This window comes from Streptomyces sp. GD-15H, from assembly GCF_045291515.1.
Lineage (GTDB): Bacteria > Actinomycetota > Actinomycetes > Streptomycetales > Streptomycetaceae > Streptomyces.
On the sequence record NZ_CP149447.1, the window covers coordinates 7,209,154 to 7,236,104 of the forward strand.

24 protein-coding genes and 1 pseudogene are annotated in these 26,951 nt (G+C 72.6%); 15 read left to right on the forward strand and 10 right to left on the reverse strand.

The features are described from left to right. Nucleotides 1-69 precede the first annotated feature (69 nt). Nucleotides 70-858 carry a polyprenol monophosphomannose synthase gene (locus WJ438_RS34075; protein WP_406728617.1) on the reverse strand — a complete coding sequence of 263 codons (789 nt, stop codon included), beginning with the start codon at nt 856-858 and terminating at the stop codon, nt 70-72. A 330-nt stretch (nt 859-1,188) separates the two neighbouring features. Here WJ438_RS34075 and WJ438_RS34080 point away from each other — a divergent pair, with 330 nt between their 5' ends. Continuing rightward, nucleotides 1,189-3,024 carry a BTAD domain-containing putative transcriptional regulator gene (locus WJ438_RS34080; RefSeq protein ID WP_406728618.1) on the forward strand — a complete coding sequence of 612 codons (1,836 nt, stop codon included), beginning with the start codon at nt 1,189-1,191 and terminating at the stop codon, nt 3,022-3,024. On the opposite strand, the gene WJ438_RS34085 is transcribed toward WJ438_RS34080, so the two are convergent. Continuing rightward, nucleotides 3,014-4,297 carry a cytochrome P450 gene (locus WJ438_RS34085; protein WP_406728619.1) on the reverse strand — a complete coding sequence of 428 codons (1,284 nt, stop codon included), beginning with the start codon at nt 4,295-4,297 and terminating at the stop codon, nt 3,014-3,016. The genes WJ438_RS34080 and WJ438_RS34085 overlap by 11 nt on opposite strands. Nucleotides 4,298-4,484: 187 nt before the next feature. On the opposite strand from WJ438_RS34085, the gene WJ438_RS34090 reads away from it, so the two are divergent. Continuing rightward, complete coding sequence (locus WJ438_RS34090; RefSeq protein WP_406728620.1) at nt 4,485-6,245, forward strand: FAD-dependent monooxygenase; 1,761 nt, start codon at nt 4,485-4,487, stop codon at nt 6,243-6,245. A gap of 137 nt (nt 6,246-6,382) precedes the next feature. On the opposite strand, the gene cydC is transcribed toward WJ438_RS34090, so the two are convergent. Together cydC and cydD are read right to left on the reverse strand one after the other, a co-directional pair. Next, nucleotides 6,383-8,155, reverse strand: coding sequence for a thiol reductant ABC exporter subunit CydC (gene cydC, locus WJ438_RS34095; RefSeq protein ID WP_406728621.1), 1,773 nt, complete (start codon nt 8,153-8,155; stop codon nt 6,383-6,385). A 62-nt stretch (nt 8,156-8,217) separates the two neighbouring features. Beyond that, the gene (gene cydD / locus WJ438_RS34100) at nt 8,218-9,945 is read right to left on the reverse strand and encodes a thiol reductant ABC exporter subunit CydD (protein WP_406728622.1); all 1,728 of its coding nucleotides are present in this window, start codon (nt 9,943-9,945) and stop codon (nt 8,218-8,220) included. Between the two features lie 194 nt (nt 9,946-10,139). Between cydD and WJ438_RS34105 the strand changes: the two genes are divergently transcribed. The 4 genes and pseudogenes from WJ438_RS34105 to WJ438_RS34120 all read left to right on the forward strand — a co-directional run bounded on the left by WJ438_RS34105 (nt 10,140) and on the right by WJ438_RS34120 (nt 14,438). Beyond that, nucleotides 10,140-11,069 (forward strand): phosphotransferase enzyme family protein, encoded by a 930-nt coding sequence (locus tag WJ438_RS34105; RefSeq protein WP_406728623.1) that lies wholly within the window; start codon nt 10,140-10,142, stop codon nt 11,067-11,069. Between the two features lie 171 nt (nt 11,070-11,240). After that, complete coding sequence (locus WJ438_RS34110) at nt 11,241-12,572, forward strand: glycosyltransferase 87 family protein (RefSeq protein WP_406728624.1); 1,332 nt, start codon at nt 11,241-11,243, stop codon at nt 12,570-12,572. Between the two features lie 26 nt (nt 12,573-12,598). After that, nucleotides 12,599-13,566, forward strand: a pseudogene (locus tag WJ438_RS34115) (ATP-binding cassette domain-containing protein). Continuing rightward, complete coding sequence (locus WJ438_RS34120) at nt 13,563-14,438, forward strand: ABC transporter permease (protein ID WP_406728625.1); 876 nt, start codon at nt 13,563-13,565, stop codon at nt 14,436-14,438. The pseudogene WJ438_RS34115 and the gene WJ438_RS34120 overlap by 4 nt, the downstream one beginning before the upstream one ends. Before the next feature lie 83 nt (nt 14,439-14,521). Here WJ438_RS34120 and WJ438_RS34125 read toward each other — a convergent pair whose 3' ends face one another. The 3 genes from WJ438_RS34125 to WJ438_RS34135 all read right to left on the reverse strand — a co-directional run bounded on the left by WJ438_RS34125 (nt 14,522) and on the right by WJ438_RS34135 (nt 18,216). Then, nucleotides 14,522-15,703, reverse strand: a complete 1,182-nt coding sequence (locus WJ438_RS34125; protein WP_406728626.1) for a macrolide family glycosyltransferase — start codon at nt 15,701-15,703, stop codon at nt 14,522-14,524. Nucleotides 15,704-15,848: 145 nt separating this feature from the next. Continuing rightward, a complete protein-coding gene (locus WJ438_RS34130; RefSeq protein ID WP_406728627.1) occupies nt 15,849-16,805 on the reverse strand; it encodes a cytochrome d ubiquinol oxidase subunit II in 957 nt (318 codons plus the stop codon). 61 nt (nt 16,806-16,866) lie between these two features. After that, nucleotides 16,867-18,216 carry a cytochrome ubiquinol oxidase subunit I gene (locus WJ438_RS34135; protein WP_406729893.1) on the reverse strand — a complete coding sequence of 450 codons (1,350 nt, stop codon included), beginning with the start codon at nt 18,214-18,216 and terminating at the stop codon, nt 16,867-16,869. 223 nt (nt 18,217-18,439) lie between these two features. Here WJ438_RS34135 and WJ438_RS34140 point away from each other — a divergent pair, with 223 nt between their 5' ends. From WJ438_RS34140 to WJ438_RS34180, 9 genes are read left to right on the forward strand one after another with little or no spacing between them, the layout of a single operon-like run. Continuing rightward, nucleotides 18,440-18,775: a TcmI family type II polyketide cyclase gene (locus tag WJ438_RS34140; RefSeq protein WP_406728628.1), complete on the forward strand. Its 336-nt coding sequence runs from the start codon at nt 18,440-18,442 to the stop codon at nt 18,773-18,775. Continuing rightward, nucleotides 18,772-19,200: a cupin domain-containing protein gene (locus WJ438_RS34145; RefSeq protein ID WP_406728629.1), complete on the forward strand. Its 429-nt coding sequence runs from the start codon at nt 18,772-18,774 to the stop codon at nt 19,198-19,200. Before WJ438_RS34140 ends, WJ438_RS34145 begins: the two co-directional genes overlap by 4 nt. Further along, entirely contained in the window at nt 19,197-20,465 is a 1,269-nt protein-coding gene (locus WJ438_RS34150) for a beta-ketoacyl-[acyl-carrier-protein] synthase family protein (protein ID WP_406728630.1), read from the forward strand. The genes WJ438_RS34145 and WJ438_RS34150 overlap by 4 nt, the downstream gene beginning before the upstream one ends. Nucleotides 20,466-20,482: 17 nt before the next feature. Next, entirely contained in the window at nt 20,483-21,757 is a 1,275-nt protein-coding gene (locus tag WJ438_RS34155) for a ketosynthase chain-length factor (RefSeq protein ID WP_406729894.1), read from the forward strand. Between the two features lie 40 nt (nt 21,758-21,797). Next, a complete protein-coding gene (locus WJ438_RS34160; protein WP_406728631.1) occupies nt 21,798-22,058 on the forward strand; it encodes an acyl carrier protein in 261 nt (86 codons plus the stop codon). 1 nt (nt 22,059) lies between these two features. Continuing rightward, on the forward strand, nt 22,060-22,521 hold the full coding sequence (locus tag WJ438_RS34165) for an SRPBCC family protein (RefSeq protein ID WP_406728632.1): 462 nt from the start codon (nt 22,060-22,062) through the stop codon (nt 22,519-22,521). Between the two features lie 19 nt (nt 22,522-22,540). After that, entirely contained in the window at nt 22,541-23,293 is a 753-nt protein-coding gene (locus tag WJ438_RS34170) for an SDR family NAD(P)-dependent oxidoreductase (protein WP_406728633.1), read from the forward strand. Continuing rightward, complete coding sequence (locus WJ438_RS34175) at nt 23,293-23,688, forward strand: antibiotic biosynthesis monooxygenase family protein (protein WP_406728634.1); 396 nt, start codon at nt 23,293-23,295, stop codon at nt 23,686-23,688. The genes WJ438_RS34170 and WJ438_RS34175 overlap by 1 nt, the downstream gene beginning before the upstream one ends. Then, complete coding sequence (locus WJ438_RS34180; RefSeq protein WP_406728635.1) at nt 23,685-23,999, forward strand: antibiotic biosynthesis monooxygenase family protein; 315 nt, start codon at nt 23,685-23,687, stop codon at nt 23,997-23,999. Before WJ438_RS34175 ends, WJ438_RS34180 begins: the two co-directional genes overlap by 4 nt. Nucleotides 24,000-24,089: 90 nt before the next feature. Here WJ438_RS34180 and WJ438_RS34185 read toward each other — a convergent pair whose 3' ends face one another. The 3 genes from WJ438_RS34185 to WJ438_RS34195 are packed head-to-tail and all read right to left on the reverse strand — an operon-like array spanning nt 24,090 to nt 26,820. Beyond that, nucleotides 24,090-25,577 carry an FAD-dependent monooxygenase gene (locus WJ438_RS34185; RefSeq protein ID WP_406728636.1) on the reverse strand — a complete coding sequence of 496 codons (1,488 nt, stop codon included), beginning with the start codon at nt 25,575-25,577 and terminating at the stop codon, nt 24,090-24,092. Further along, nucleotides 25,574-26,305 (reverse strand): SchA/CurD-like domain-containing protein, encoded by a 732-nt coding sequence (locus WJ438_RS34190; protein ID WP_406728637.1) that lies wholly within the window; start codon nt 26,303-26,305, stop codon nt 25,574-25,576. Before WJ438_RS34190 ends, WJ438_RS34185 begins: the two co-directional genes overlap by 4 nt. 56 nt (nt 26,306-26,361) lie before the next feature. Further along, nucleotides 26,362-26,820 carry an anthrone oxygenase family protein gene (locus tag WJ438_RS34195; RefSeq protein ID WP_406728638.1) on the reverse strand — a complete coding sequence of 153 codons (459 nt, stop codon included), beginning with the start codon at nt 26,818-26,820 and terminating at the stop codon, nt 26,362-26,364. Nucleotides 26,821-26,951 lie beyond the last annotated feature (131 nt).

Consider the following 26,951-nt stretch of genomic DNA (forward strand, 5'->3'; position numbering starts at 1 on the left):
GCGCGGACGGGACGACAGTGCTCAGCGCACCGGCGGCCCGTGAATCCGCACCGACAGAACATGATGAAATCACGGGCGCGTTGCCGCCCCGGCCGTCCCCGCCCGTTCCGACGCCCCGGCCGGACGTGGCGTCCGGCGCCGCTCCCAGCCCCACCGGGTGATCCGCACCAGCGCCTCACGCACGATGGCGCCGCTCATCTTGGACTGCCCGAGCGCCCGCTCGACGAAGGTCACCGGAACCTCCGTGATCCGCAGTCCCAGCAGCGCCGTGCGGAGCGTCAGGTCGACCTGGAAGCAGTAGCCGTGCGACTCGACCTCGGCCAGCGGGATCCCTCGCAGTACGTCTGCCCGATAGGCGCGGAATCCGGCCGTGGCATCCCGTACCCCGATACTCAGCATCAGCCGGGTGTAGGCATTGCCCCACCGCGACAGCAGCCGGCGGGAGAGCGGCCAGTCGACGACCCTGCCCCCGGACACCCAGCGGGATCCGATCACCAGGTCGGCCCGGTCGAGCGCGGTCAGTAGCCGGGGCAGTTCTTCCGGCTGGTGCGAGCCGTCGGCGTCCATCTCCACCAGGACCCCGTAGCCGCGCTCCAGGCCCCAGGCGAAACCAGCGGTGTAGGCCCGGCCCAGGCCCTCCTTCGCCTCCCGGTGCAGGACGTGCACGGCGGTGTCCCGTGTGGCCAGCTCCTCGGCCAGCCGGCCGGTCCCGTCGGGGCTGGCATCGTCGACCACCAGAACATGGGCACGCGGCACCGCCCGGCGAAGCCTCCCGAGGACGTCCGGCAGACTCTCGTGTTCGTTGTAGGTGGGCATGACGACGAGGACGTCTTCCCGTTCGCTGTTGTCGGTTGTCATGTCGGACGACTTTGGGCGTGCGGACTGGAGTGTTCCTGGAAGAACCCTGGGAACAGCAAGGGGGCCCAGCCGGGGGCGACTCAGGGGAGAGTGGAATTCGAGGTGCCCTCAACTCGGCATCTACCAGGGCCTCTTAGCCTCGCCGCACGAGATTCGGTCAGTGAGAACTCGAGATGGGGGAGCAGTGGAAATAAAGGTCTTAGGGCCGTTTCAGGTGCTTCGGCGCGGCATGCTTGCCACGCCATCGGCGCCCAAGCTCCGCACCGTCATCGCGTTGCTCGCGATGAACGCGGAATCAGTGGTCGGCACACACCAACTGGTGGAGGAGCTGTGGGGGAAAGCCCGCCTCCCAGTTCCACCACCACCCTCCAGACCTACATCTATCAGCTGCGCAAGACGCTGGGGATAGGGGGCGCGGGCAACCTGGCCCAGCTGTCCGGGAACCCCGCCGCGGCTGACCGGGAGCCGGTCCTGCACACCATGATGAACGGGTATCTTCTCGGCCTTCCGGGAAAGGCCTTGGATTCCCAGGAGTTTGTGTCCAGGGCCCGTCGAGGGCGCGCTGAAATGGCTGCCGGCGAACTGGAGAAGGCGTCCGTTACATTCCGTTCGGCGCTCGGTCTGTGGCGGGGGTCTGCCATGACCGGGGTCGCCGTCGGGCCGATTCTCCAGGCCGAGGATGTACGGCTGGAGGAATTGCGTAAAACTGTTCTGGAGCAGCGCATCGACATCGATCTGCGGCTCGGCCGGCACCGCGAGGTGATTGGTGAACTCATCGGCATCGTCGCCCAACAGCCGATCCACGAGGGGTTCCAGGCCAAGCTGATGCTCGCGCTCTATCAGGCCGGCCGGCGCTCCGAGGCACTGCTCGCCTACCAGAGCGCCCGTAGCGCCCTCACGCGCGAACTGGGGCTGGAGCCCTCGGCTGAACTCCGAAAGCTCCACCAGAAGATGATCGCGGGCGAGCCCGTCATGGAGAACGCCACCCACCCGGCGGCCCGGACCACCCCCGTGATCCGGCTGCCCCCGGGCCTCCCCCGGCTGGTCGGCCGGGACTCCGAACTGGAACAGGTCGGCGCGGCCGTCGACGACCGGCTGGCGTCCGCGCCCGCCGTCCTCGTCCTCGGGCCGCCGGGCAGTGGCAAGTCGGCCTTCCTCACCTATGCCGCCCACCGCATCCGCTCCGCCTACCCCGACGGCGACCTCTACGCGCGGCTGCTCGGTCCGGACGGCGCCCCCGTGCCGCCGGAAACCGTCCTCAACGACTTCCTCCGCGCCATCGGCGTCCGCCCGGACCGCATCCCGGCCACACTGGAGGAACGCAGCCGGATGTTCCGCAGCTGGGCCGACGGACGCAAGGTCCTCATCGTCCTGGACGACGCCACCGACCCCGCGCAGCTGCGGCCCCTGCTGACGGCCGGCCCGGACAGCGCGGTGCTGGTCGCCGCGCGGCGTCGGCTCGTCGACCCGGCGCTGACTGCCACCGTCGAACTCGCCCCGCTCTCCCCGGGCGCGGCCCGCCGACTGCTCGCGGACGCCTGTGGCGACCACCGCCTCGCCGACGACGCGGCTGCCACCCAAGGCCTGCTCGACCTGTGTGCCCGGCTGCCCGTCGCCCTGCGGGTCGTCGCCGACCAGGGAAGGCTCAGGCCGCACTGGCCGATGGCGCGGCTGCTGCGCTCGTACCGGAGCACCGGGGCCGGAGCACGCCCCGGACCGGACGCGGGGCAGGGCCTCGATGACATCGCGCTCGGCGAACTCGGGCTGCTGGAGAGCGTCGACCGGACCCGGCGGCTGCTCGGTGCGACGGAACGGCGGGCCGTGCACCGGCTGGCCGCTGAGGCAGGACCGGCTGTCACCCCCGACGAGGTGGCCGGTCTGCTGGGTGTCGAACCGCAGGACGCGGAGGCGCTGCTGGAGCACCTCGTCGAGCACTACCTGCTGCGTCCGGACCCCGACCCCGACGCCGATCGTGCTCCCAGTGGCGGTGCCGCTGCCGAAGCGGGGGGCCGGTTCCGCTACCGGTTCGTGCCGACGGTCCGGGCCGCCCTCGCCGCCTTGACGGATCCGGTGCCGGCCGAACGGCGTGACGGGGAGCGTGTGTCCGTCCCCGGGCGCGCAGTACCGGTTTCGGGCACCGCAGGGCCGGTGCTTGTCACCAGGTGACCGGCAGGGCCAGAGGCCCGCGGATCATCTTGCGCTCCTCCCAGCGGAGCCGCTCCGGCGGCTCCGCCGGGCCGAGCCGTGGGAACCGGTTCAGCAACGCGCCGAACGCGGCGGACAGTTCGACGCGGGCCAGGTTCGCGCCCAGGCAGTAGTGCACACCGTGCCCGAAGGCCAGATGCGGATTGTGCGCGCGCTCCAGGTCGAGGACGTCCGGGTCGGTGAAGACTCCGGGGTCGCGGTTGGCGGCGGTCGTGGCGGGCTGCACAGCCGTCCCCGCCGGAACGGTTCCGCCGGGCAGGTCGACGTCTGCCACCGTGACCCGCAGTGTGCCGCCGCCGACCGAGACCGCGGTGAACCGCAGCAACTCCTCCACGGCCCGTGCCGACAGACCGCCCGATGCCCGCACCGCGGCCCACTGCTCCGGGTGCGTGAAGAGAGCCACTGCCGCGTTCGAGATCAGCGCAGCCGTCGTCTCGTACCCGGCCACCAGCAGCGTCACGCCAAAGGTGACGATCTCCGTGTCCGACAGCGCCGCTTCGCCCCGGCCTGCCGCCAGCACGCCCAGGACGTCGTCGGACGGCTCCGCACGCCGCCGTGCCACCGCCTCGCGGAGCAGCTCCTTGAGCCCCGCCACCGCCCGCATCATCTGCTCCGGCGTGTGCCCGTCAACGCTCAGATAAGCCTCGGTCATGGCACGGAAAGCGGGCAGATCGGTCACGGAGACGCCGAGCAGGCCGCCGATCACGCCGAGCGAGAACGGGCGGGCGAAGTCCGCGACCAGATCCGCGGGCTGTCCTGCCCCGGCCATTTCCCCGGCCAGTCGCGCCGCGCGGCACCGCACCTCCGGCGAGAGTGCCTTCACCCGCCGGTACGTGAACGCCCGCGCGACCGCCGAGCGCAGCCGGGCGTGGGCCGGCCCGTCCAGCGTCGTCAGCGAGGTCGGATCGAGGGGGATGCGGCGCGCCCGGGGCGCGTCGGCGCGGGCGGCTGCCGCCCGGCTGAACCGCTCGTCGGCGAGGAGCGCCCGGTTGTCCGCATACCCGGTCACCAGCACCGCGTCGCTGCCGGTCGGCAGCCGCACCGGGCAGAGCGGGCGCTCCTCACGCAGCCGTGCGAAGCCGACCGGCGGCAGCCACGGTGTGGCGTTGGGAAAGGGGAACCCCGGCGGGCTCCCGGCCCCCTCGGCGGGCCGGCCGGAGTGGACTTCCGTCGGGGTGTCCGCGGGCTCGCGGCCGGGGGCGCCGGTGTGGTCGGGCACGCTGGTCTGGGGCACGGGCTGCCTCCTGGGCCTCGTCTCGTCGCGGTCCGGCGGCTCACCGGCCACCGCCGGACACCAGGTTCACGAGCCGTGCTCGACACCCGCTGGGGCACCGGTGGGGCGGCCGGGACAACGCCCCGCTCCCGCGCCTACGTTTACCGGCGGGGGCCGACCCGGGCCCCACTCGGCCGAGGGAGACCAGGTGGGACAGGCGATACCGGTACCGGCAGCACACGAGACCGATGCGGCGCGGGCGGCGGCCCAAGGGGCGGGCACCGCGCCCGAACAGACGGACGTACTGATCGCCGGTGGCGGGCTGGTCGGGCTGGCCACCGCCGTCTTCCTGGCCCGCCACGGCGTACGGACCCTGCTGGCCGAGCGCCACCACTCCCTGGCCGTCCACCCCCGGGCCCGCGGTGTCAACCCGCGCAGCATGGAGTTGCTGCGCGGCGTCGGCCTGGAGGATGCCGTACGGGCCACCGTCTCCGGCCGCGCCCTCGCCCACAACTCCGGCGTCATCGCCGTCGAGAGCCTGGCCGGCAGGCACCTGGGGGAGCTGCGCCAGTCGTACCATGCCGACAGCGGCGCCGATTACAGCGCTCTCAGCCCGTCCCCGTGGAGCCTGTGCCACCAGGACGAGCTGGAGCCGCTGCTGTACGACAAGGCGCGTGAACTCGGCGCCGAGCTGCGGTTCGGCCAGGAGATGACCTCCTTCACACAGGACGCGGACGGCATCACAGCCGTCCTGCGCGTCCGGGACGGCGACCGGGAGGGGGAACCGGTGCGTGAGCACCGCGTCCGGGCCGCCTACATGATCGCCGCCGACGGCGCGGGCAGTCGTATCCGCGGTGCCCTCGGCATTCCCACTCATGGACCGGGCACCATGGCACGCTTCGTCAACATCCGCTTCGACGCAGACCTGCGCGAGGTGCTGGGGGAGCGGAGGTTCATCATCTGCTACACCACCGCGGCCGGTGCCCGCTGCGCCCTGCTCCCCCTCGACAACGCCGAGCGCTGGCTGCTGCACGTCGTCGACGAACGTGAGCCCGATGCGCCGCCGCTCAGCGAGGAGCGCTGTGTGGAACTGGTTCGTGCCGCGGCGGGTCTGCCCGGTCTGGACGTGACGGTCCACGACGCGCTGCCCTGGGACGCGGCCGGACTGCTCGCGGACCGCTTCCGGAGCGACCGGGTCCTTCTCGTCGGTGACGCCGCGCATCTGATGCCACCGAGTGGCGCCTTCGGTTCCAACACGGGCCTCGCCGACGCCCACAACCTCGCCTGGAAGCTGGCCGCCGTGTTGCGCGGGCAGGCCGGCGAGGCGCTCCTGGACAGTTATGACGCCGAGCGCCGGCCGGTGGCACGCGCCACCGTCGAACAGGCCGTGCTGCGTTCCAAGGACCGCCCGCGCCTTGTCGGACAGGGCGCCACCGAGCCCGATCCCCGGCTGCGTCCGGACCCGGCCGTGATGTTCCACTACCGCTACCGGTCGGACGCCGTTGTCACGGAGGGCGTGGAAGGGCAGGGGGCTGCCGACGACGTCTGGGAGACCGACCCGCGTGCGGTGCCCGGCACCAGGGCGCCCCACGTCGAACTGGAGTGGGACGGGGAGAAACTCTCCACCCTCGACCTGTTCGGCGAGGGCTTCGTACTGCTGAACACGGCCGACGTGGACTGGGCCTCGCCCGCCGCGGCGGCAGCCGAGGCCACGGGTGTCGCCGTGCGCGCAGTGACGGTGACCGATGCCGGGCCCGCCCCCACGGGTACGGCACTCGCGGTCTCCGCCTCCTGGCAGGAGCGGTACGCGACCGTACCCGGCGAGGCCGTGCTGGTACGCCCCGACGGCTTCGTGGCGTGGCGGTCCGGCGGCGTCGGCGAGGCCACGGCGGAAAGCGCGCCGGAGCGTGCCGCACGGCTCGTCTCCGCGCTCCGGCGCGTCCTCGCCCGGGAGCACAACGAGGCGTAACCGTCTCCAGTCGGGCTGGACGGACCTTGGAGGTGCGGGGGCCATCGTGAGAGGTGTGCAGGCCACCCCCCTCCTGCACGGGCGGCGCGGATCTTCCTGTCCGCGCCGCCCCTCGCGCGTACCGGCGGCGGCCTTCCTCAGGCGGAGCCGGGGCGAGCGAACCGGTGTGCCGCTTCCGCGGCGAGAGCCTCGGACTCCCAGGCGTCCCGGTAGTAGCCGGGCCGGGCGACCAGCTCGGCGTGCGTGCCGCACTGGGTGACCCGTCCTTCCTCCAGGACGACGATCTCGTCGGCCGCCGTCAGACCGCGCAGCCGATGGGTGACCAGCACGACGGTGCGGGGGCCGGGCGCCTGCGACAGCAATCGGGCGGTGAGCTCGTCGGCCGCTTCCGGGTCCAGAGCCTCGGCGGGCTCGTCGAGCAGCAGAACCGGTGGGTCCCGCAGGAGCGCGCGGGCCAGCGCGATGCGCTGCAACTGGCCACCGGAGACCGAGCCACCGTCCTCCCGCAGCACGGTGTCCCACCCCATGCGCCCGGCCCACTCGGCCAGGCCTGCGCATCGCAGCGCCGCTGCGATGCGCGCGTCATCGGCGTCCGGCCGGGCGAGGCGCAGATTGTCGCGGAGCGATGCGTGGAAGACATACGGCTCGGTCACCAGGCCGGTCATCACCCGCTGCACCGCGTCGTCTGCCAGCCCGGCGCCACCCAGCCGGAGACCGTCCCCGGTGGTGTCGCTGAGAAGCACGTGCCCGCTCTCCACCGGCACCAGTCCCGCCAGCGCGCCGAGCAGTGTGCTCTTCCCGGACCCGCTCGGTCCGACGACCGCGATCCGGCGGCCGGGCCGGAGCACCAGACTCACAGCCCGCAGCGCGGGCGCGGCGTCCGGCCGGTACCGAACGGTCAATTCGGCGACATGGACGGTCAGCTCCTCGGTGTCGAGGGATCGTCGTTCCGACGGAGGGAGGGAGGCAACGGGCTTCTCGGCGATGGCGACCGGAGCCTTCGGCTGAACGCCGTCCCCTTCCCGCAGCCGGCGCAGGGCCGATCGCGCCGCGACCCAGTCCTCCGCGGCCCGCGTCAGCGGCAGGACCGGTTCGAAGGCGACCAGCGCGGTCAGGGCGAGGACCGCCGTGACGACGTGGCCGGCGTCGTGCCGACGAGCGAGCAGCACGACCGCGAGCACCGTCAGTCCCTGCACCAGCACGGCCGCCGCGGTGGCCGTGGCCTGCGCATACGCACGGCGGCGCTCCAGCAAGGCCAACTGGTCCGCAGCAGCGGCCACCGCGGCACGCGCCCGCCCGGCGGCGCCGTAGGCCGCCAGATCGTCCGCGCCGTGGACCAGATCGGCGGCGCGGGTGGCCAGTTCCGCGCGGGCCGGAGCAGTACGCCGGGCCCAGCGCCGGGCGGTGCCCGAGGCCGCGGCCGGCAGGAGTACCGCGGCCGTCAGCAGGCCCGCTGCCAGCACCGGGACGGACGCCGGCAGCAGCCAGGCACCCGCGGTCAGGGCACCGGCCGTGCCCGCCGCCGCGGCCACGGCCGGCAGCAGGCAGCGGACCAGCAGGTCCTGTGCCGCGTCGGTGTCGCTGACCATACGGCTCAGCAGGTCCCCGCTGCGGCGGGCCGTCCCGGCCCGTATCAGCGAGGCGAACAGCCGTCCGCGCTCGGCCGCCTGGGCCCGCAGTGCCACGTCGTGTCCGGCCAGCCGTTCGCCGTACCGGAAGACCCCCTTGAGCGTCGCGCAGGCGCGCACGGCGACGATCGCCACGCTCAACGCGGACAGCGGGGGCTGCCCGGCCGCCCGAGTGATCAACCAGGCGGCGGCGCCGGTCAGCCCCAGCCCCGCCAGGGAGGCCAGCGCCCCCCACATCGCCGCGTACGTCACCCGCACCGCGGGCGCCCGTAATCCGTTCATGCTGCCGCCTCCGCCTCCGCCTCCGCCCGCGCCCGCGCCCGCAGGGCCACCTCCGTACCCGTTCACCGTGCCCCCTCACTCGCCGGTGCCGCTTCCCGCTCCGTGCCGTCCTGCCTCCGGCCGGCCGGGCCCGGCGTGCTGCGCCTCCGGGTGTCCGACACGATCCGTCCGTCGCGCAGGTGGACCACCCGGTCCGCGAGGGCGATCATCGCCGGGCGGTGCGCCACGATCACCGCGGTGCGCCCGGCGGTCAGCGCGCGAGCAGCGGAGGTCACGGCACCCTCCGTCCCGGCGTCCAGGCGGGCCGTCGGCTCGTCCAGCAGGACCAGTCCGGACGACGGTGCGCAGAACGCGCGGGCCAGCGCGACGCGCTGCCGCTGCCCTGCGGACAGTTCGGCGCCGCGCTCACCGAGCAGCGTGCGGTATCCGTCCGGCAGCCGCGCCACGAACCCGTCCGCGTGGGCGGCGTGGGCCGCTGCGCGCACCTCCGCCTCGCTCGCGTCCGGCGCCCCCAGCCGGATGTTCTCCGCGACGGAGCCTGCGAACAGGTGCGGCCGCTGCGGGACGTACAGGGGGAGTCCGGCCGGTTCCACCCGCACGGTTCCGCGTTCTGCGGACACGAACCCCATCAGCAACCGCAGGAGCGTGCTCTTGCCCGCGCCGCTCTCGCCGACCAGTGCGACCCGCTCCCCCGGGGCGATCTCCAGTGAGACGTCGTCCAGTGCGGCTGGGCCGTCCGGGCCGTGCCGGACCGTCACACCCGTCAGCCGGATCCCGGGCGATGCGGTGACGGCAGGGACGGACAGCCGCCCGCCGGTGTTCCCGGTGCCGGCGTCGGTGGCTGCGCTCCGGGGCTCGCCCGGGTCGGCCAGGATCCGGAACACCGCATCGGCCGCCGTCACGCCTTCCATGGCCGCGTGGAACTGGGCGCCGAGCTGCCGCAGGGGCAGATAGGCTTCGGGCGCGAGCAGCAGCACCAGCAGTGCCGTCGAGAGGTCGAGCGTCCCCGAGAGCAGGCGCAGCCCCACGGGAACGGCGACCAGGGCCAGCGACAGCGACGCGGCCAGCTCCAGGACCAGCGAGGAGAGGAACGCGACCCGTAGCGCGCGCATGGTCGCCGTGCGATGCCCGTGCGCCATCCGAGCGATCACCGTCGCCTGGTGCGGTGCCCGTCCGAAGGCACGCAAGGTCGGCAGCCCGCGCACCACGTCCAGGAAATGCCCGCCCAGCCGGGTCATCTCGCGCAACTGCCGTTCGGTGACGGCCTTGGTGTGCCTGCCGACCAGTGCCCCGAACAGCGGGATCAGCGGCAACGTCACGAGCACCACCAGCGCGGTGGTCCAGTCGGCGGCCGTCAGCCGGACCAGGACGGCCAGTGGCACCACAGCCGCGACGGCCGCCGCAGGCAGGTAGCCGGTGAGGTAGGCGTCCAGTGAGTCCAGGCCCCGGCCGACCAGAGTGACCAGCTCACCCGAGCGTTCCCCGCTCCGGGCGGCTGCCCCCGGCCGGTTCAGGTGCGCGGTCAGGCGGGCGCGCAGCCCGCGCTTCACCGCCGACGCGGTACGCGCGGCGGCCGCAGCCTGCGCCCACCCGAGCAGTGCCCGTGCGGCGACGACACCGACGAGCGCGGCCCACACCGGCCCCGTGTGGCGTCCGGAGAGCAGTCCTGCCAGCAACTCCGCCTGGATCAGCACGAACAGTCCGGCGAGGACGGCGGCAGCCAGACAGACGGAGAGATGGCGCAGCACGATGTGGTCGGAGCGCACCGACTCGAGCAGTCCTTTATGCATAGTGCGGCCATCCTGGCCCACCTGGGTCGAGCACGGCCCCAGCGTTGGTCGAGCGGCCTGTGCCCGGCCCCGCCCCGGCCTGCCTGACACTCCGTCGGCACCACCCCGTCCCCATGCCGCGTCCAGTGCGTCCACGCACCCTGTGAACGCCGCTTGCGGCACCGGACCGGTTCGCTTCGCTCCGAGAGGAACACATGGATGTCATCGACGGGACGCACACACCCACCGCAGGTCTCACCGAGGCCGAGGCGCGCAGAACGCTGCGGTCCGCCTGCACGCGGGCAGGTCTGGACGCGGCAGGCGCATCTCTGCTCAGGCTCGGTGAGAACGCCGTATTCCTGCTGACGGCCCGTCCGGTCGTCGTCCGGATCTCCCGCGGGGCTGTCCTGCCGCGCGCGCGCAAGGAGTTGGCCGTCGCGCGTTGGCTGGCCGGGGTCGGCTTCCCGGCGGTGCGACCGCTGTCCGACGCGCCGGAACCGGCCCTCCACGACGGCCGGGCGGTGACCTTCTGGCAGGCGCTGTCGGATCCCGGAGGCACGGCCGACTTCCGCGCGCTCGCCGAGGCCCTGCGCTCCCTGCACGACCTGCCCGCCGACACCGCCCCACCGTTGCCCGTCTTCGATCCGCTCGCCGACGCGGCCGGTCACCTCGCGCGGGCCGCCGGCGCCCCCGTCCCGGACGCCGATCGGGAGTTCCTCCGAGACCGGGTGGCGGACCTGCGTGAGGAGTACCGGACACTGCGCTTCGTACTGCCACCCGGCCCGGTCCACGGCGACGCGCACAAGGGAAACTACCTGCGCGCCGCGGACGGTTCGGCGGTTCTGCTCGATCTGGAGCACGTTGCCCACGGACCGCGCGAGTGGGACCTCGCCACCGCCTTCGGTATCCCTCACCGAGGTTTCGGCTGGCTCGGTGCCGACGACTACCGGCAGGTGGCGCGGACCGTCGGGTTCGATGTCGTTGCCTGGCCCGGCTTCGATGTCCTGTTGCGCATCCGCCTGACGTCGATGACGGCAGCGCTCCTGCGCGACACCACTCACGACCCGGCCGCGCGCGCGGAGTTCACCCGCCGCACGGCCACCCTGCGTGGACGAGGGGACGCGACCGGCTGGCGCCGTGGCTGACTCCGAGGCCGGGCCGGCCGGTTCCAGTGATCTTCCAGGGCTCGCCGAGGCGCCACTGCGACGGTCGGGGCGACGGACAGTCGGCCATTCCGAAAGCCGGCAAGCGGAGCAGGAAAGAACCGGAAACGCACACCGGACATCGGATGTCCGGATACGGAAAGGGGAGTCGACGTGACTGCGGTCATCACCGGCGAAGGAGTACAGGCCGGGCGGGGAGGGAGCGGCGGGGACAGCGGGAGCAGAGGCCGGTTCGGCGGCAGGGCCGGGCTGGTGCTCGCCGTCATGCTGGGCGTCGCCTTCCTCAAGCTGGGCTGGCACGCCACCACCAGCTATGTGCTCCAGCCCCAGCTCGCCGAGTACTTCCTCGTCGACCTGGACATCTATCTGGACGCCACCCGCGACATGCTGGCGGGCAGCCCGCTGTACGACGCGGACCCGCCGTTCAACTATCCGCCGTTCGCCGCCTACCTGTTCATCCCGTTCGCGGTCGTGCCGGAGTGGCTGGCGGCGGTGGTCTGGTACGTCGGCAAGATGATGTGCCTCCAGTTGCTGCTCTGGTGGTACCTGGGCCGCCGGGGGACGGCGTTCCGCCGCCGCCTCACGCTGGCCGCGGTCGGCGCGGTCCTGCTGTCACTGGTCTTCGACGCGCTGCAGCACGACTTCTCCGCCGGGCAGGTCAACCTGCTGCTGATGGGACTGGTCCTGTGGGACCTGTTCCGCGACCCGGAGGGCACCGGAAAGGCCGCCCGCTGGCGCGGTGTCGGCACCGGCCTGGCCGCCGCGGTCAAGGTGGTTCCCGCACTCTTCATCGTCCACCTCTTCCTGACCCGGCAGTACCGCACCGCAGCCGTCGCCACCGGCACCTTCCTCACCACCGTCGCCATCGGCTTCGCCACTCTCCCGCAGGTCGCCTGGCGGTACTGGACCGAGGTGCTGTGGGCGTCCGAGCGGGTCCACGAGCACCCGAGCAACGTCCTCAACCAGTCGCTGCGCGGCGTCGTCACCCGCGCCGCCGGACTGGACTCCGACCTGCTGTGGCTGACGACCGCCGCCCTGGTCACCGTCGCCGCCCTTGCCCTCGCCGTCGGTCTGCACCGGCGCGGGCTGACGCTGGAGGCGCTGTGCGCAATCGGCGTCGTCATCCCGATGATCACCCCGCTGGCCTGGACGCACCACTGGGTGTGGGTGCTTCCGGCCACCCTGCTCGTCTACACCTGGGCGCGCGGCTCCTGGGCGCGCATCGGTGTCGCGGCCGTCGTCACCCTGCTGCTCCACGGCAAGCTGTACTTCCTCGCCAACATCGGTGTCGAGGACGACGACCTGTGGACCCACGTCGGCTCGCTCGAACTCGGCCCGGCACAGCAGCTTCTGGCCTCCAGCGTCGTCGCGGGCGGCCTGGTTCTGCTCGCGATGGGCGCGCTCGCCCTGCGCTCGGCCCGACGGATCGCTGCCCCGCCCGCGCCGCTCACGGCGCCCGGGGAGGAGGGGGTGCGACCACTGTGACGATCAGCCGGACGAAGACGGACCTGATGATCGAGGCCGACGGCCTCGGCGTGACTTTCGACGGCCGCCCGGCGCTGGACGGCGTCAGTCTGGCTGTGCCCCGCGGCAGCGTCCTCGGGCTGCTGGGCCACAACGGAGCCGGGAAGACGACCCTGGTCCGAGCCTTGACCACGGTGCTGCCGCCCGCCTCGGGCAGGGCCCGGGTGGCCGGTCTGGACGTGGTGCGCGACGCGGCCCGGGTACGCGGCAGGATCGGTGTCACCGGCCAGTTCGCCGGCGTCGACGACCGGCTCACCGGCGTCGAGAACCTGGTTCTGGTGGCCCGGCTGCTCGGGCCGGCCGGGCCGCCGCCCGCGCCCGCGCGGACGTACTCCTCGACGCCTTCGGGCTCACCGAGGCCGCCGGACGGGGGGCCCGCACCTATTCCGGCGGCATGCGGCGCCGACTCGACCTGGCGTGCAGTCTGATGGGCCGACCCGAGGTGGTCTTCCTCGACGAGCCCACCACCGGCCTCGACCCGGCCGGCCGGCAGGCCCTGTGGGACCTGGTGGAGAACCTGGCACGGGACGGCACGACCGTGCTGCTCACCACCCAGTACCTGGAAGAGGCCGACCGCCTCGCCGATACCGTGACGGTGCTCTCCCGGGGCAGGGTCGTGGCCACCGGTACGGCTGCCGCGCTCAAGGCAGAACTCGGCCATCGCACGGCCGCGTTGACCCTGGCCCGTCCGGACGAGGTGCCGGCCGCCCTGACGGTGGTGCGGCGGGCCGGGCTGCGGCCGGTTGCCGAGGCCTGCCGGATCACCGCCCCGATCGCCGACACCGCGGAGTTCTTCACACTCGTGCGGGCCCTGGACGACGCCGGGATCGCCCCGGACGGCCTCACCCTGTACGAGCCCTCGCTCGACGACGTGTACCTCGCCCTCATCGGGCCCGACGCCCGGTCCACGACCGTACCCGCCGCCGTACCCCTGAAGGAGGCCGCTCCGGCATGACCACACCCCCCGCCGCCACCGGTTCGGCCCCCACCGACCCCGCCGTCGTGGCTTCGGCCCCCGCCGCATCCACCGCGGCCGGACCGGACGGCCCCATCTGGCCGGGCTCCACGCTCGCGACCCAGGTGACCGTGCTCACCGGCCGGCTGCTGCGCTCGCTGCGCGATCCGAGGATGCTGGTGGTGAGCGTCGTCCAGCCGCTGATCATGCTGGCGCTGTTCAGCCAGATGTTCCGCACCCTCGCGGACTCCCCGCACTTTCCCGACGGAGTGCGCTACATCGACTACCTGCTCCCCGCCCTCCTGGTCACCACCACTACCCAGGCCACCGTGTGGGCCGGGGTGGCGCTCGCCGACGACCTGCGCGAGGGCCTGGTGAGCCGACTGCGCACCATGCCGGTCAGCCTGCTCGCGCTGCTGGCCGCCCGGAGCCTGTACGCCGCAGCCCGCAACGCCCTCCAGCTCGTGGTGCTGGTGGTGGTCGGAGTCGTGCTGTTCGACTATCGGCCTGGCGGCCCGCTGGGCGCGACGGCCGCGCTGCTGGTCGCGTTGATGGTCAGCTGGGGGTTGTCCTGGGTCTTCCTCGGGCTCGGCGCGCGCATCCGCAACCCCGAACTGCTCCAGACTTTCGGCATGGTGGTGATCTTCCCGCTGGCCTTCGTCTCCAGCGCGTTCGTGCCCCTCGCGGGGCTGCCTGCCGGTGCCCGCGCGGTGGCCACGGCCAACCCGCTGACGCAGGCCGTCGAGGCTGCCCGCGGATTGTCGCTCGGTACCCCGAGCGCCGGCTGGATCACCGCCGTACTGCTGGCGAGTGCCGTTCTCGCGGCCGGCGGCGGCATCTGGGCCTCGCGCGAAGTACGCCGGGTGGGCTGAATCCGTCCGGTTCCGGCGCCCGCACGAAGGTGTCCTGGCCCCTCCGAGGGGCCAGGACACCTTCGTGCGTTCACGTGCGGGACTCAGCGGGCGACGAGCTTCTCCAGCGCGTCAGCCGCGGCCGCCGCGCCGCCGGCCTCCCGGGTCGCCCGGCCCATGGCGGCCAGCGCCCTCCGTACCGCCGGATTGTCCGCGGCGGCCCCGACCGCCGACCGCAGCCCGGCCGCGTCCAGCTTGTCCGGGTCGATCCGGGTGCCGAGGCCCAACTGTTCGACCTGGTCGGCGGTGATGGCGTGCTCCGGGGCGAGGGCCGCCACCACCATCGGCACCTCGTGGACCAGCGCCTCCATCACGCTGTTGGTGCCGCCGTGGGTGACGAACACGTCGGCCCGGCGCAACACCTCCAACTGCGGGACCGAGCGGCGCACTGTGAAGTGGCCGGGCAGCGCGGCGGCGTCCACCGCCCGCTCACCGGTAGCCAGCAGCACCTGCCAGCCGGTGCCGTCGAACGTGCCGCGCAGCGCGGACAGCACCGCGTCCGTCAGCTCCACCACGGTGCCGAAGGAGACGTAGGCGAGACGGCGGCCGGGCGGGACCGGCGGGCAGAGCGAGGTGCCCCGGGCCTCCGCACGCAGCGAGGCGCCGATGAACCGGAACGGCTCGCCGAACGTCTCGCCGGCCGGGTGGAAGGCACGCGGCATGACGACGAGCACGAGCTGCTCGTCGCGGGCGAACAGTTCCTGAGGGCGCACGGTCAGACCGTGCCGGGCGTTGATCCGGGCGACGACCCGGCCGGTCTCGGCGAAGCCGGACACCAGATGCTCCTTCATGGCCGCGTAGTGACGGGTGCGCACGGGGGAGAAGTGGTCGTTGCCGACGTAGCTGCCGACCACCATCGCCGCCGGGCCGGACCGCAACCGGGCGAGCAGTCTGCCCCACACGCACGTCATGTCGTAGACAATGGCGTCCGGGCGGTGCTCCTCGGCGGCCCGCAGGACGTGCGGCAGGACGTCCTCGGCCTCGGCGGCCAGCCACATCGGGACCTTGGCGAACCGGGCGACCGGGTCGGGCTCACGACGGTAGCCGTGCGGCTCGCGCAGCCGGACCGGCGCCAGCCGGGCGCCCACCGCCTCTGCCTGCGGCCGGAACTCCTCGGGCAGGTGGTAGGTGACGTGGTGGCCGCGGGCGACGAGCTCGGCGGCCATCGGCAGGGTCGGGTTGACGTGGCCCGCCATGGGGGACGGGAGCATCGCATACCTGGCCATGCTGGACAACTCCTCGGGATCGGGACGCGGGATCGGACAAGGGATCGGGACACGCGGACGGGCAAGGGGACGGGGAAACGGGCGGGCCGTCCCCACGCGCTCGGCGCGGGGACGGCCCGAGAGGCAGGTCCGTGGCGTGCGGACGTCAGAAGAAGGCGATGGTCCGCTTGTCGACCCTGTGCCGGAACAGCCACAGCACCCACATCTGCACCAACACCACCACGGCCAGCGCGGGCAGCAGCAGGACGGAGAGCGAGTCGAGGACACCGGCCGGTGCGGCCAGCCCGGTGAGGGACGGGGCGGTGCCCGCGCCGACCGAGAGTAGGGGGGTGGTGACGGCGAACGCCGTGAGGGCGAAGCCCGCGGCGGTGGAGCCACGGCCCAGCAGAGGGCCGGCGCAGGCCACCGCGGCGGCTCCCGCCGCGGCGACGGTGACCGCGGCCCAGGGAGCCGTCACTCCGTCAGCGAGCGGCACTCCGGCGGCGACGGCTGCCCCGAGCAGCACCAGCACCGGAACGACCAGCCGCTTCGCCTCCGCCGCCGCCCGACGGGACAGCTCCCCGGTGGTCCGTGCCGCGGTGAACGCGGCACCGTGCACGGCCAGCAGCATCGGCACGGCGGCCGCGCACAATACCGGCACGAGACCGAACAGCGTGCCCGAGGAAACCTGGCCGGAGGTCTCGGGCAGCCCCTGCGCCAGGTTGCCGAGGAACAGACCCCAGCTTGCGGCGAAGCCCGCCGAGGAGACGGCCAGCAGCAGTTCCCAGCGCCGCCGCCAGGATTCGTCCGGGCGCCGGGCGCGGAACCACATCGAGGCGCTGCGCAGCGCCCAGCAGCACACCAGCACCACCACGACCGGCCGGAACGCGGTGAAGGTGCTCTTCTCCAGCTCCGGGTAGGCGGTGATGAGCACACCCGCCGACACCACCAGCCACACTTCGCCCGCCAGGAAGTAGGGGCCGACGGCGGCCAGGACGGTGCGGCGTTCACCGGGCGTGCGGCCGAGGCGGCGCAGCAGCAGGCCGGAGCCGATCACGAAGCCGTCGAGCACGAACCATCCGCCGAGCATGAGCCCGAGCACGCAGAGCCAGAGGACGTCCATGGTCATTCCTTCTTGTTTCCGGGGCGGTGGAAGCCGGGCGGCACAGCGGTGGCGCCGCGCATCACAACGGAGGGAGCGGGGAGAGCGTGCCGGCGTCGGTGTCCGAGGCGGTACGGCGCCCCTGTTCGTCCCGCTCGGCCCGTGAGCCGTCTCCACCGGTGGGGCCGTTGCCCTCCGGGTTGTCGCCCAGTGTCAGCCCCAGGAACATCCGGCTGGTGCCGCGCCGGACGGTCCGTGCGATCAGCACCCAGTCGATGACGGCGAGCACCGCGAACACGCTGACGAACGCGATCAGCGAGAGGAGCATCGAACCGGCCGAGATGTCCGACAGCGCGTCCTTCACGGCGACTTCGCCGTAGACGGCCCACGGCTGGCGGCCCATCTCGCGGATCAGCCAGCCGCACAGCACGGCGACGAACGGCAGCGGGATCGTCCACAGCAGGATGCGCAGCATGGTCCTGTTCTGCTCGATGCGGCGGCGGAAGAAGAAGCAAGCGGCGACGAACGCGATCGTCCAAGCCAGATAGCCGGCCATCTGCATGGTCATGAAGGCGGTGCTGAGCCACTCCGGCGGCGCCCAGTCGCCCGGGCCGAGAAGTTCGGTCATCTCGGCCTGATAGGCGGCGAGCGCCTCGGCGTCACCGTGGACGGCGGCCGACTTTCCTTCCTGGTCGCCGATGAACGACAGCTGGGTGAAACCGTTCAGCACGGCCAGCCAGACACCGCCCAGGCCGAGTGCGACACCCCCGTGCAGCGAGCGCCGGAACACCTCGGGGTCGTCGGTACCGCGTAGGAAGTGCCAGGCGCTCGCCCCGGCCACCAGGAAGCCGCCCACTCCCAGCGACGCTGCCGCCAGGTGGTACAGGGCAGGCAGCGCGCCCTCGTTGGTCAGCAGGGCGGACAGGTCCGTGAGGTACATCGTGCCGTCGTCGCGCTTGGCGAAGCCCACAGGGTTCTGCAGAAAGCCGTTGGTGACCATGATCCAGTACGCGGAGGCGTAGGCGGTGGCCGTCACGACGTAGAACGAGAGCAAGTGGGCCCAGCGGGGCAGCAGATGCCAGCCGAAGATCCATACCCCGAGGAAGGTGGACTCGACGAAGAACGCGACGATCGTCTCCATCGCGAGTGTCGTGCCGAAGACGTCGCCGGTCAGCCGGGACAGCCCCGTCCAGCTCAGCCCGAACTGAAACTCCATCACCAGTCCGGTGACGATGCCCAGCGCGTAGTTGATCACGTAGACCTGACCCCAGAACCGGGTCATCCGGTCGAACACGGGGCGCAGAGCCGGTTTCCGGGTGAACACCGCCCGGCTGTTGAGGTAGGCGAGGAAGGGCGCGAGGCCCAACGTCACCACGACGAAAGAGAAATGGAGGAACGCGGTCAGCGCGAACTGAAGCCGGCCCAGATCCACGGCGGTCAAGGTCGCTCCTACGGGTCTGTGGAAGGCGCCGTGGCGGCCGACGCCCGGACCATGATCTGCCGAAGCGGTCGAGTCCGCCTGGAGAATCGATCGATCCGGTTCCGAGAAGTCCGCCCGTCCGGCTGTCCAGGAACTTTCGAGCCGTCTTCCAGCCCCCCTTGCGACGGTTGCCACCGCTGAAGACCACCCGACGGTCCCAACCAGGAGGCCCGCGTTGCACCGCACTCTCATCGTCGCCAAGCTCGCCGGTGACACCACCGGCGACATCGCCGACGTCTTCGCCGCATCCGACTCCACTGAACTGCCCCACATGGTCGGGGTCTCCCGGCGTACGTTGTTCTCCTTCCACGACCTCTACTTCCACCTGGTCGAGGCCGACCAGGACATCACCCCGAACCTGTACAAGGCCCGCAGCCACCCGCTCTACGAGGACATCAACACCCGCCTCGCCAAGCTCGTCTCGCCCTACGACCCGAACTGGCAGGAACCCAAGGACGCGATGGCGTCCGCCTTCTACACCTGGACCCCGCAGCAGGGGGTCCAGCGATGACACAGGCTCCGCCCGGCAGGATCAACGTCTCCGACGCCGTGCCCAACACCAAGCGCGGCGGCGACATACGGGTGACCCTCAGCCCCAGGACCACCGGCTGCGCCTCCGGCTTCGGCGGCGTGCTCTGGCTGGAACCTGGTGAGTGGATCACCGAGCACTACCACCCGTACTCCGAGGAGTTCCTGCACGTCGTCGCCGGCGAGCTGGAGATGACGTTGGACGGTCACCCCGTTCCGCTCGGTCCCGGCGACTCGCTCCTGGTACCGATCGCGGTGCGGCACCGGCTGGTCAACACCGGCACTGTCAAGGCGCACGTCGTCTTCCACCTCTCCCCGCTCGCTCCGCGGCCGGAGCTCGGCCACGTCGACACGGAACAGCCGCTGAACCCGGACGGTGTCAATCCCGACGTGGGCGGAACACGATGAGCCGGCGTGCCGTCATCACCGGCATCGGCGTCGTCGCTCCGGCGGCGGTGGGCCGCGAGGCGTTCTGGGACCTGCTCTCCTCGGGCCGCACCGCCACCCGGCCGATCAGCCTCTTCGACGCCTCCGGATTCCGCTCCCGGATCGCGGCCGAGGTCGACTTCGACCCGGCGGCGGCCGGTCTGTCCCCGCAGGAGATCCGGCGGATGGACCGGGCCGGCCAGTTCGCGGTGGTCTCGGCGCGCGAGGCCCTCGCCGACAGCGGCCTGGATCTCGACGGCATCGATCCCGGTCGCCGCTCGGTCAGCCTGGGCAGCGCCGTCGGTTGCACCACCGGTCTGGAGGACGAGTACCGGGTGCTCTCCGACGGCGGCCGGCTGCACCACGTCGACCACCGGTACGGCGTTCCTCACCTCTACGGCCACATGGTGCCCAGTACCCTCGCCGTCGAGGTGGCCCGGGTGACCGGGGCCGAGGGCCCCGTCGCCCTCGTCTCCACCGGCTGCACCTCAGGTCTGGACGCTGTCGCGCACGGCGCCCAGCTGATCGAGGAAGGCTCCGCGGACATCGTCCTGGCCGGAGCCACCGACGCCCCCCTCTCGCCCATCACCAGCGCCTGCTTCGATGCGATCAAGGCCACCTCACCGAACAACGACGACGCGGGCCATGCCTCGCGCCCCTTCGACGCGCGGCGCGACGGCTTCGTTCTCGGCGAGGGGGCGGCCGTGATGGTCCTGGAGCCGGAGGAGGCGGCCCTCGCCCGCGGCGCGCGGATCTATGCCGAGCTGGCCGGGTTCGCCAACCGCAGCAACGCCTACCACATGACCGGTCTCAAGCCGGACGGCCGTGAGATGGCCGAGGCGATCACCCTCGCGCTCGACCGGGCCCGCCTGGATCCGTCCGCCGTCGGCTACATCAACGCCCACGGCTCCGGCACCAAGCAGAACGACCGGCACGAGACCGCCGCCTTCAAGCGCAGCCTCGGCGCTCGCGCCCACGAGGTGCCGGTCAGCTCGATCAAGTCGATGATCGGGCACTCGCTCGGTGCGATCGGCTCGCTGGAGGTGGCCGCCTGCGCGCTGGCACTCCAGCGGCAGGTCGTCCCGCCCACGGCCAACCTGCACCACCGCGACCCCGAGTGCGACCTCGACTACGTGCCGCTCACCGCCCGTGAGCAGACCATGGACACGGTCCTCAGCGTCGGCAGCGGATTCGGCGGCTTCCAGAGCGCGATGGTGCTCACCCGCACTCTCCAGGAGGCGGCTTGAACACCACCGCCAGGACGATGAGCACGACCGCCGTCACGACCGGAACCGACACCGGAACCGACACGCGGATCCTGGTCACCGGCCTGGGCGTCGTCGCGCCGACCGGCCTGACCGTTGAGGACCACTGGCAGGCCGTTCTCGCCGGCAAGTCGGGGCTCGGCCGTATCACCGCCTTCGACCCGTCCGGCTACCCCGTCACCGTCGCCGGGGAGGTCTCGGGGTTCGAGGCGCGCGGCCAGGTGCCCGGCAGGCTCGTCCCGCAGACCGACCGTTGGACCCATCTGGCGCTGGCCGCCACCGAGGCGGCGCTCGCCGACGCCGAGGTCGACCCGGCCGCGCTGAACGAGTACGAGATGGCCGTCGTCACCGCCAGTTCCTCCGGCGGCACCGCCTTCGGCCAGAACGAGATGGAGAACCTGTACCGGCAGGGGCCCTCCTGGGTCGGTGCCTACCAGTCCATCGCCTGGTTCTACGCCGCCACCACCGGACAGATCTCCATCCGGCACGGCATGCGCGGCCCGTGCGGCGTCGTCTGCGCCGAACAGGCCGGCGGCCTGGACGCCATCGCGCAGGCCCGGCGCCTGCTGCGTACCGGTTCCCGGCTGGTCGTCACCGGCGGCACCGACTCCTCACTCTGCCCGTACGGAGTCGTCGCGCAGATCGCTGACGGACAGCTGTCCACGCGTGAGGACCCGGCCCGGGCCTACACCCCGTTCGCCGCCGACGCGGCCGGCCACGTCCCCGGCGAGGGCGGTGCGATCCTGATCACCGAACGCGCGGACGCGGCACGCGAGCGGGGCCGCAGCCGTGCCTGGGGTGTCATCGAGGGCTGGGCGGCGGGCTTCGACCCGTACGACAACGTTTCGGCGGCGGCCGGGGACGGCAGGCCACCGGTCCTCGCCGGAGTGATCCGGCGCGCCCTCGCCGACGCCGGCCTCACCCCGGCCGACCTGGACGCCGTCTTCGCGGACGGCTCGGGCACCCCTGCGCAGGACGCGGCCGAAGCCCGCGCACTCGCCGAGGTCTTCGGCCCGAACGGAGTCCCCGTCACCGCCCCCAAGTCCCTCGTCGGACGCCTCTACGGCGGCGGCGCACCGCTGGACGTCGCCACCGCCCTGCTCGCCCTGCGCGACAACGTGGTCCCGCACACCGCGGGCACCGGCCGCCCGAACCCCGACTACGCCCTCGACCTGGTCGTCGACCGGCCCCGCGAACTCCCGCTGCGCCACGTGCTGGTGGTGGCACGTGGGCACGGCGGTTTCGCATCGGCCCTCGTCGTCGGCGCGGCATGACCCCGCTCCGCAACACCCACTTTCGAAGGGAAGGACTCCTGTGACCAGTCTCGAACTGAACGACCTGTACACGATGATGATCGAATGCGCCGGCGTCGACGACGGCGTGGTGCTCGACGCCGAGGCCGCCGAGCGCGGCTTCGAGGACCTCGGTTACGACTCGCTCGCCGTCCTGGAACTGTTCGGCCGGATCGAGCGGACGACCGGCGTCGAGATCCCCGAGGAGGCGGCGCAGGAGCTGCCCACCCCGGCCGCTGTGATCGCCTACGTCAACGGCAGCCTCGCCCCGGCGGGAGCGTGACATGGCCGGCCACACCGACAACGCCGTCGTCATCGACGCGCCGATGGAGATCGTCTGGAAGATGACCAACGACGTCGCCGGCTGGCCCTCGCTCTTCAGCGAGTACGCCGCGGCCGACGTCCTCTCCCGCAGCGGTGACACCGTCCGCTTCCGCCTCGCCCTCCACCCCGACGAGAACGGCACCGTGTGGAGCTGGGTCTCCGAACGCACCGCAGACCCGGCCACCCGTACCGTCCGTGCGCACCGCGTCGAGACCGGCGTCTTCAAGTACATGTCCCTGTTCTGGGAGTACACCGAGGTCCCCGGAGGCGTGCGGATGCGCTGGGTGCAGGACTTCGAGATGAAGCCGCAGGCCCCCGTCGACGACGAGGCCATGACCCGCCGCCTCAACACCAACAGCGCCGGTCAGATGGCGCTCATCAAGCAGAAGGTCGAGGCTGCCGCGCTCGCGGCAGCCTCCTGAACCCGAGGAGCCACACCCCATGGACCTCCAGCTGAACGGCCGCAAGGCCCTGATCACCGGCGGCAGCCGCGGCGTGGGTCGCGGCATTGTGCTGGCCCTCGCCCGCGCGGGCGTCGACGTCGTCACCTGCTACCGGCAGGAGAGCGAAGCCGTCGAGTCGCTGCGCGCCGAGCTGAAGGAGACCGGCGGCGACCACCACGTGCTGCGGGCCGACCTCACGGACCCCGCCGAGATCGAGAACCTGCTCGCCGAGTGCGCCACCCGGCTCGGCCGGCTCGACCTCGTCGTCAACAACGCCGGTGCGATCAGCCACATCCCGTACGCGGAGCTGCCGCTCGAGGAGTGGCACCGTGTCATCGACACCAACCTCACCGCCTCGTACCTGATCGTCCAGCACGCCCTGCCGCTGCTGCACGAGGGCTCCTCGGTCATATCCATCGGTTCGAAGTCCGCCGAGGTCGGTATCCCCACCCGCGCCCACTACACCGCCTCCAAGGCCGCTCTGACCGGCCTGACCCGCTCACTCGCCAAAGAACTGGGCCCACGGGGCATCCGTGTCAACGTCGTCGCCCTCGGCGTCATCGAGACCGAGGCGATGCACGCCATGCCGGAGGGCGTACGACAGCAGATGCGCGAACGGTACGAGGCCAAGACCGCGCTCGGCCGGCTCGGCACCCCCGCCGAGGTCGGCCAGGCCATTCTCTTCCTGGCCAGCCCGTTGGCCTCCTACGTCACCGGCGCCACGATCAACGTCGACGGGGGTATCTCCTGATGACCGCACCCACTGAGGCCGCGGAGCCGACCGAGGCCGGCGCTCCCGCCAAGGCGTCCTACCGGGTCATGCTCCGGATGGAGATCCGGCCGGGCATGGAGGAGGAGTTCGAGAAGGTCTGGCTGGCGATCGGCGACTCGGTCACCTCCCACCCGGCCAGCCTCGGCCAGACCCTCGCCCGGGCCACCGACGAGGAGAACATCTACTACATACTCAGCGACTGGACCGACGAGCCGAGCTTCCGCCGGTTCGAGACCAGCGAGCGTCACCTGGAACACCGGCAGCAGCTGCACCCGTACCGCAGCGCCGGCTCCATGGCCACCATGCAGGTTGTCGCCCGGGTGGCACCGGCCGGCACGCACCGCTCGCACGAAGAGTGGGAGGCGGCCCGGTGAGTGCCGCGTCGGCCGGTGAAGTGCGAGTCCTCGTATACCACGCGACGGCGGACGAGGACGCCATCGAGGCGGCCTACCACCAGGTCAGCCGGGAGATGGCGAAGGTCGACGGAATGCTCGGCAACGAACTGCTGCACTCCCTGCCCGACACCCGGGGCTTCGTGGTGCTCAGCCGCTGGCGCGACGAGGAGGCGTTCCGCACCTGGGAGCAGGGCGCCTCGCACCGGGACAGCACGTCGCCGCTGCGCCCCTTCCAGGACACCCGGATGCGTGTCCCGTACGGGATCTACCGGGTGTGTACCGCCTACTGAACACCCGTGAGAAGCACGGTGGAAGGGCCCGGCCCCGGTTTCGCAGGAAACCGGGGCCGGGCCCTTCCACCGTGCTCGCGTGCGGTGGACTCAGAGGAAGTCCCGCACGGACTCCAAGTGATCCTCCAGAGCGCTGAGTCCGTCACCCGGACCGTCGAAGGAGACGTAGCCGTCCGGGCGGACGAGCAGCAGCCGTGGGCCCGGGTCCGGGGCCACCGGGGTGCCCGGCCCGGCTGAGCAGGCCACGAGAGGAAGCCCGAACCTGGCCGCCAGTGCGCCCGCCGCGGGGCCAACGCCGGGCCCTGGACCCGTCCCCGCTCCCGGAGAGGTCTCACCGCGCAGCAGCGCCACCCGCCAGCCCGGCCCCGGCGCGTGGGTGGCCCAGTCCGGGGCGGGCAGCCCCGCGAGTTCGCCGCCGGCGGCGGTGAGCGGGCCCGGCGCACAGGCGGCGTCCGGCTCCGTGCGAAGCTCGAAGACGCGAGCCAGCAGCCGGTCGCGGATCACCTCGAGCGGCACGGTCGCCCCGTAGCCCAGGACCCGTTCGGTCCGGACCCGGACCTGATCGGCCACCGCTCGCCGTTCGGCGTCGTAGGTGGCAAGCAGCACGGCCCGGGCCGCGGGTGGGGCGAACGCCGCCCTGGCCAGCTTCCAGCCCAGATTGGCGGCCTCCTGCAGGCCGGTGTTGAGCCCGTGCACCGGCATCGGGAAGGAACGTGCCGCGTCGCCGAGCAGCACGACCGGGCCGTCGACGAACGACGGCGCGACCCAACTGCGCGGACGTACCGACCAGACTGCTCGCGGTGCCCCGGTCAACCGCACCCCGACGGCCCGCCGGGCCGCCTCGGCGACCTCGCCGGGAGACGGCGTACGGCCGCCCTGCCCGGCCCACTCGTCGGGCAGGGCGAGGAAGAGCCGGTGACCGCCGCCGGGCAGCGGCACCAGACCGCCGTGCCCACCCCGGTCGCGCAGGATGTGCTCGACACCGGGCGCGGGCCTGTCCGCGGCCGCCACCTGCACGTCCGCGAGCAGCCAACGCATACCGGCTGACGCCTCCCCGGCCGGTACCGGCGCCCCGCCGACCGAACCGCCGGCGCCCGTCGCGCACACCACCCAGTCGGCCGAGACCTCCTCGGCCCCGGCGGGCCCGTGCAGCACGGCCTTCGCGCCGCCCGCCGCCTCGCCCCCGCGCCGCACCTCCACCAGCTCGACCCCGTACTCGACCTTGCCGCCGAGTGCCGCCAGCCGGCCCGCGAGCAGCCGCTCCAACTCCCCCTGGCGCACCAGCAGCGGGGTGTCGAACGGGCCGTCACCGGTGCGCAGGTCCACCTCGATGTCGGCGCCCGCGATCAAAAACCGTTTGCGCTCCAGCGCCACCCCGAGACGGCGTACCGCTTCCACGCGCATGCCCGCCGCAGCCAGCACCCGCAGACTGCGCTGCCACAGCGTCGGGCAGCGCGAGCCCGCCGCGGGGCCGGGCCGGCGGTCCACCACCCGGCACGGCACGCCGCGCGCGGCCAGTTCCACCGCGCACAGCAGCCCGCTGGGCCCGGCCCCCGCGATCAGGATCCGCGCCGTCACAGCAGTTCCGCCGCGGGTTCGCCGGCAACCACGGGAGGCGCCGGGGAGGACAGCGCGAGCCGCTCCATGGACCGTTCGGCGAAGACCGCCATGAACCCCTCCGGGGTTGCGGTGTCCCCGTACTCCTCCAGGTAGGGCGAGAGCCGCTCCTCGATCGCCGGGCGGCCCGGCCGGTGTGCCATGTACCGGGCCACATCGGCCACGTCACCGTCGTACGCGACGACCCGCACCATGTGCCGGCCGACGACGAAGACCGCCACGCCGTGCAGGGCGCCGCTGGTGCCGCCCCGGTCGTCACGGAGCATCGGGCGGGTCTCGGGGCGGACAGCCGTGAAGATCTGGGTGAGGGCGTCCGCGGCCCCCGCACGCACCGGGTAGTGGATCGCCGACAGCGCCGCCGGGACCGCGTTCACCACCCGTTGCTGCACTCGCCGCATCAGCCGCCCGCGGAGCGTCTTCGCGAGCCCGGCCGAGGCATCGGCGGATTCGGCGAGGAACGGGGCGATGCGCTCCTCCGACCGCGCCACCTCCGGCAGCCCTGCCAGTACCGCGGCTGGATCTTCGTACTCCTCGCGCAGTTGGAACGCCTGGAGCAGCAACTCCCCGCGGACGAAAACGGCGGCGGACAGCACAGGACCACCCGAGTCGAGCACGGGCGGCAGCAGCGCGGCGCCGAGCCGCCCGGAGGCGCCGGGGGCCAGCACCGAGCCGAAAGTGACGAAGGACATGGGAGTACCTCCAGTTGGGGTCAGGGAAAGGAAACGCGAGGAGCCGACGTCCGGCCTCAGGGCAGCAGGACCGCTGCCACGCTGGTGAGCCCCAGTGCGCCGAACGCGCAGGCGGTGCGCGCGACGTGCCACTGCCTCCAGCGCGGGCGCGGGTCCGGCCAGTCGGCGCCGAGCGCGCCCGGCCGCATCGTCGCCACCACCTTGTTGATCGGCACGTTGCCGAACTGCGACACCGCCTGCACACCGATCAGCAGCAGCGCGGCGGCGGCGAACAGGAGTCGAAGCCCGGTCGTCGGCGCCACCACGGTCAGCACCACGTCGGCCAGCAGCGCGGCGGTGACGATCAGCGGCATGTACGGGTGGTAGCCCTTGCCCAGCAGTTGGTGCGTCACCACGTAGTCGTCCGGCGTCAACGCGAACAGGGTGGGCAGCACGCTCACCGCGACCGCGAAGAAGACGCCCGCGACGATTCCGGTGCCCAGCAGGGTGACGCTGCCCAGGATCTGAGTGAACACGGTCGGTCCAACTTCCTTTCGGCAGGGCCGGGACGAGTCCCGGCATGGTCGGCCCGCCACCCTGCCCGAGACGCCTCGCGTGCCGGTCCAGGCGTTCTCCAGCGGCGGCCCCAACGCCTCTCGACCCCCCG

Coding starts and splice junctions, on each gene's coding strand:
- WJ438_RS34120 (WP_406728625.1), top strand. CDS start 13,563: ATGACCACACCCCCCGCCGCCACCGGTTCGGCCCCCACCGACCCCGCC.
- cydC (WP_406728621.1), bottom strand. CDS start 8,155: ATGAACGGATTACGGGCGCCCGCGGTGCGGGTGACGTACGCGGCGATG.
- WJ438_RS34150 (WP_406728630.1), top strand. CDS start 19,197: ATGAGCCGGCGTGCCGTCATCACCGGCATCGGCGTCGTCGCTCCGGCG.
- WJ438_RS34075 (WP_406728617.1), bottom strand. CDS start 858: ATGACAACCGACAACAGCGAACGGGAAGACGTCCTCGTCGTCATGCCC.
- WJ438_RS34125 (WP_406728626.1), bottom strand. CDS start 15,703: ATGGCCAGGTATGCGATGCTCCCGTCCCCCATGGCGGGCCACGTCAAC.
- WJ438_RS34145 (WP_406728629.1), top strand. CDS start 18,772: ATGACACAGGCTCCGCCCGGCAGGATCAACGTCTCCGACGCCGTGCCC.
- WJ438_RS34175 (WP_406728634.1), top strand. CDS start 23,293: ATGACCGCACCCACTGAGGCCGCGGAGCCGACCGAGGCCGGCGCTCCC.
- WJ438_RS34170 (WP_406728633.1), top strand. CDS start 22,541: ATGGACCTCCAGCTGAACGGCCGCAAGGCCCTGATCACCGGCGGCAGC.
- WJ438_RS34165 (WP_406728632.1), top strand. CDS start 22,060: ATGGCCGGCCACACCGACAACGCCGTCGTCATCGACGCGCCGATGGAG.
- WJ438_RS34155 (WP_406729894.1), top strand. CDS start 20,483: ATGAGCACGACCGCCGTCACGACCGGAACCGACACCGGAACCGACACG.
- cydD (WP_406728622.1), bottom strand. CDS start 9,945: ATGCATAAAGGACTGCTCGAGTCGGTGCGCTCCGACCACATCGTGCTG.
- WJ438_RS34105 (WP_406728623.1), top strand. CDS start 10,140: ATGGATGTCATCGACGGGACGCACACACCCACCGCAGGTCTCACCGAG.
- WJ438_RS34130 (WP_406728627.1), bottom strand. CDS start 16,805: ATGGACGTCCTCTGGCTCTGCGTGCTCGGGCTCATGCTCGGCGGATGG.
- WJ438_RS34190 (WP_406728637.1), bottom strand. CDS start 26,305: ATGTCCTTCGTCACTTTCGGCTCGGTGCTGGCCCCCGGCGCCTCCGGG.